This is a genomic window from Allotamlana fucoidanivorans (assembly GCF_006265225.1).
Taxonomy (GTDB): Bacteria; Bacteroidota; Bacteroidia; order Flavobacteriales; family Flavobacteriaceae; genus Allotamlana; species Allotamlana fucoidanivorans.
The window spans coordinates 1-3,609 of sequence record NZ_VDCS01000034.1; the positions used below are offsets into that span (position 1 = coordinate 1).

Annotated in this window: 6 protein-coding genes; all 6 read left to right on the forward strand. The window is 30.1% G+C overall.

Annotated elements, in window-relative coordinates; genetic code table 11:
- The coding region (locus FGF67_RS16640; RefSeq protein WP_233244111.1) for a GNAT family N-acetyltransferase at positions 1–572 on the forward strand (572 nt) is incomplete at its 5' end.
- A gap of 141 nt (positions 573–713) precedes the next feature.
- Positions 714–1,442, forward strand: coding sequence for a hypothetical protein (locus tag FGF67_RS16645; RefSeq protein ID WP_139698884.1), 729 nt, complete (start codon positions 714–716; stop codon positions 1,440–1,442).
- Between the two features lie 149 nt (positions 1,443–1,591).
- Entirely contained in the window at positions 1,592–1,888 is a 297-nt protein-coding gene (locus FGF67_RS16655; RefSeq protein ID WP_139698885.1) for a hypothetical protein, read from the forward strand.
- Positions 1,870–2,238, forward strand: coding sequence for a hypothetical protein (locus FGF67_RS16660; RefSeq protein ID WP_139698886.1), 369 nt, complete (start codon positions 1,870–1,872; stop codon positions 2,236–2,238). The genes FGF67_RS16655 and FGF67_RS16660 overlap by 19 nt, the downstream gene beginning before the upstream one ends.
- 171 nt (positions 2,239–2,409) lie before the next feature.
- Positions 2,410–2,832, forward strand: a complete 423-nt coding sequence (locus FGF67_RS16665) for a hypothetical protein (RefSeq protein WP_139698887.1) — start codon at positions 2,410–2,412, stop codon at positions 2,830–2,832.
- A gap of 23 nt (positions 2,833–2,855) precedes the next feature.
- Positions 2,856–3,377: an STM3941 family protein gene (locus FGF67_RS16670; RefSeq protein ID WP_139698888.1), complete on the forward strand. Its 522-nt coding sequence runs from the start codon at positions 2,856–2,858 to the stop codon at positions 3,375–3,377.
- Positions 3,378–3,609 lie beyond the last annotated feature (232 nt).

Here is a 3,609-nt window from a genome sequence, read left to right on the forward strand (position 1 = left end):
ACAATGCACATACTTCATTGCTTGTTTTTGTTTGCTTACGAAAAGTTTTACAAAACTGCCAAATATCTGGCTTTATTTGCTATTTTTACGTAAGAAAACGCAACGAAAGCATGTACCAAACCGTTGGCATTAATACGAAAATGAACATAAAAGTAACCGACATAATCAACAAGAAAACTTATGATAAAGTTGTCGAATTACTTGTAGAATATAATTTGAGTAAAACACAAGAACTCAAAAATGAAATTAACAAGCCGATTGAAATAATTGCTCGGGATAACAACGGTGAAATAATAGGTGGTCTTTATGGACGTTCTATTTGGGGAACATTGGAGATAAAAACTTTTGTTATAAAACCGGAAAACCGTAATAACGGAATCGGAAGAAAATTAATTTTAGAAGCGGAAAAAGAAGCCAAAACCCGAAATTGTCGTTATATGAGTTTGGATACTTTTTCATTCCAAGCACCTGAGTTTTATGAAAAACTAGGCTTTATAAAAATTGGAACTGAGACTGATTTCCCAAAAGGTTTTGAAAAGTATTACTATCGGAAAGAAATACAAAAAACATAATGCCAACAATGGCTATAATTCATTGTGGGCTTTGTTCTAAAATTCAAACTTTGTACTTTTAATCCGGCATGATTTCACAAGCGGAAAAGTCTGTCGACGTTTTCCACAACGAAATCATAGCCTAAACCGTTGCAGGTAATTATGAAAAACCACATCCTGACATTAATATTTTTGAAAGTATCTTTCGCTAGTCTTGCCCAAAAGCAAACGCCTGAGTTAGATAATTGGATAAAAACAAATAATATAGAATTTAATAATCCAAATGCACCAAACGGATTTGAACACTTTTTGAATTGTGACAAAATTCACGCTTATCGAAAGACTATTGGAGATACTATAATTATATATTCTAGAGGTAGTTCAATAGCAGAAAATATTGAGCAATTAAAGAAAAGTATTAAAAAACGTGAATTTAATGTATATCGCTATCCTGCTTACAAACAAAGCAATGGAACAATTGTAATGCAAAATTTAAGAAAATGGACTTTTTTAAGGCGTAATGATTCTCTTTATCTATTAGATACAAATAATGACAAAAAAATAAAATCACACACTCAAATTTCAATGGATTTTATGACGAAAAAAATCAACAAAGAGGAATTTCTAAAAAAAGTAGCGGAAAATGATAAAAAGGATTTTGGATTTCAACCAAAATTTAAATTAATATATTGGAATGGAATTTTTGACCAAACCAATCAACATACTTTTAATAAAAAAGAAAATTTCAGACAAGAAAAAGTACAGTTGATAAAACAATGGGTTAAAAATGACCAAATCTTTTATAAAATAAAACTAGAAACTAATACAGCGGGTGATTACACTTTTTCAGAGGATTTTTCATTTATAAACACAGAAATTTGCGAAAAATAACTACCTGCAACACCGTATATAAAAAATTGCTAGTATTAGCTAAACCAAAGTTAGTTGCTCGTTTGCTAGCTTCTGATTTTCCTGCGGAAAATCCTCGCACACAAACACGCAACTTTCCATATACATAATCGTTGGCAACAAGCTGAGAAATGAAAATAACAACTAAAATATTAACGATAATTCTATTCTTTGGACTATTAAGTTGTGATTTTAAAAATGAAAATCAAGAATATGCCGAAATGCTAATTGAAAAAGTTGAAACGTTTAAAAAGGAAAATAATAGACTACCAAAAAACGTATCCGAATTTGGATTGACTGAATTTATGGATAGTCCAGCCTTTTATCAAATGGAAAATGATTCAACATACATTATTTGGTATGGATTAAGTGTTGGAGAATCCAAGATTTATAGGTCTTCAACTAAAAAATGGACAAAAGAGGGATGAAGAAATTAATTCTAATATGTTTTTGTTTGTTTGTCGCTTGTGGACCTAAACAAATAAAATTCGAACAATCTAAATGGAATAAAAGTTTTGACGGATTTTATGAATTTCGAGAACATATGGTTAACGACTTAATTGAGAATCATTTACAAAAAGGAATGTCTTATAAAAACGTAATTGATTTATTGGGAGAACCTGGAAATTATATGGACATCGAACCCGATGAAATAGTCTATGAAATAATGGTTGATTATGGATGGAATATTGACCCAATGGAAGGAAAAGATTTATATATAAAATTTGGAAAAGACTCAACTCTAATTAATTCAAGATTGGAACATTGGGAACATTAAAAAAATAAAGCCAGTTGCCAACACCGTGTATAATTCATTGCTAGTGCAGGCTTACTTACGAAAATCCTCGCGGATTTTCTATTCGGTTTGTATTTGCTAAATTAGTTGCTGAAACACGCAACGAAATCATACACAAACTCGTTGGGCAACATTTGAGAAACCGTGAATTAAATGAAAAAATGGATATTAATAATAATCGGAATTCTTCTAATTGGAATTGTTGGAATCGGAATTAAAATTAACTCGGATTTTGACAAAGTTGCGGAAGCATTTCATTCTGAACATTCTCTAAAAGGAGCTGATTTTATTCTTATTTCCGACTCTATTTCACCGAATAAAAAACACAAATATTACGAATATCAATTTGACAATGGCGGATTTGGATATTCAAGAGTTTTTTGGTCAGTTATAGAAAATAATGAAAACAAATCTGATCTTGAAAAAGGACTAATTCCAGATGGATTTAAAATAATTGGGTGGACAAATGACAATGAACTGATTTTAGAAAAATGGGAACCTTATTACGAAATAAAGAAAACCGAATTGAAAAACGGAATAGAATTAAACGGAGTGAAAATCACTCTAACAGAATAAAAAACGTTTGGTAATATTTGAGAATGACTGAAATAAAACTTTATAAATCCAAACAAAGAGCAATCCGACTGATATTATTATGCACACCTTTTGTGCTAATCGGAATTTGGATGCTTGCAGATAAACCATTGATAGGTTGGCTTTCCATTGGTTTTTTTGGGCTTGGTTATCCATTAGGAATTTATAACCTGATTGACAAAAGACCGATGATTATAATAAATGAAATTGGAATTTTTGACAGAAGCGCAAATAAAGATTTTATTAATTGGGAATTAATACAAGATGCTTATCCAATAAATATCAATGGACAAAAATTCATTTGTTTAATAATTAACGAAAAGTTTAAACCTTCCAGAAAAAAAGGAGTAATTTATAGAAGTACAGTAAAACTAAATGAAGCGATTGGTGCTCAAGAATTAAATATACATTTAGGACAAATTGAAAAAATTGACGAAATTAAATTGACTGAATTTATTCTTGAAATGTCAAAAGCTGACAAAACAACTAAATCCGAATTAATAAAAACGTTGCCCAACACCGTATAAAATTAATTGCTAGTTCTAGCCTACTTACGAAAATCCTCGCGGATTTTCTATTCGGTTTGTATTTGCTAAATTAGGTGCTTAAACCACGCAACTAATCTTATACAAACACGTTGCCAGTAATTTAAAATGACCTTGGAAATAACGAAAAAAGAAGTTGAAAAATTAATTAAAATAAGAGAAAATGACACTGTTAAAAATCATTTTCTTACAGTCATTTCACGTGATTTTCAGG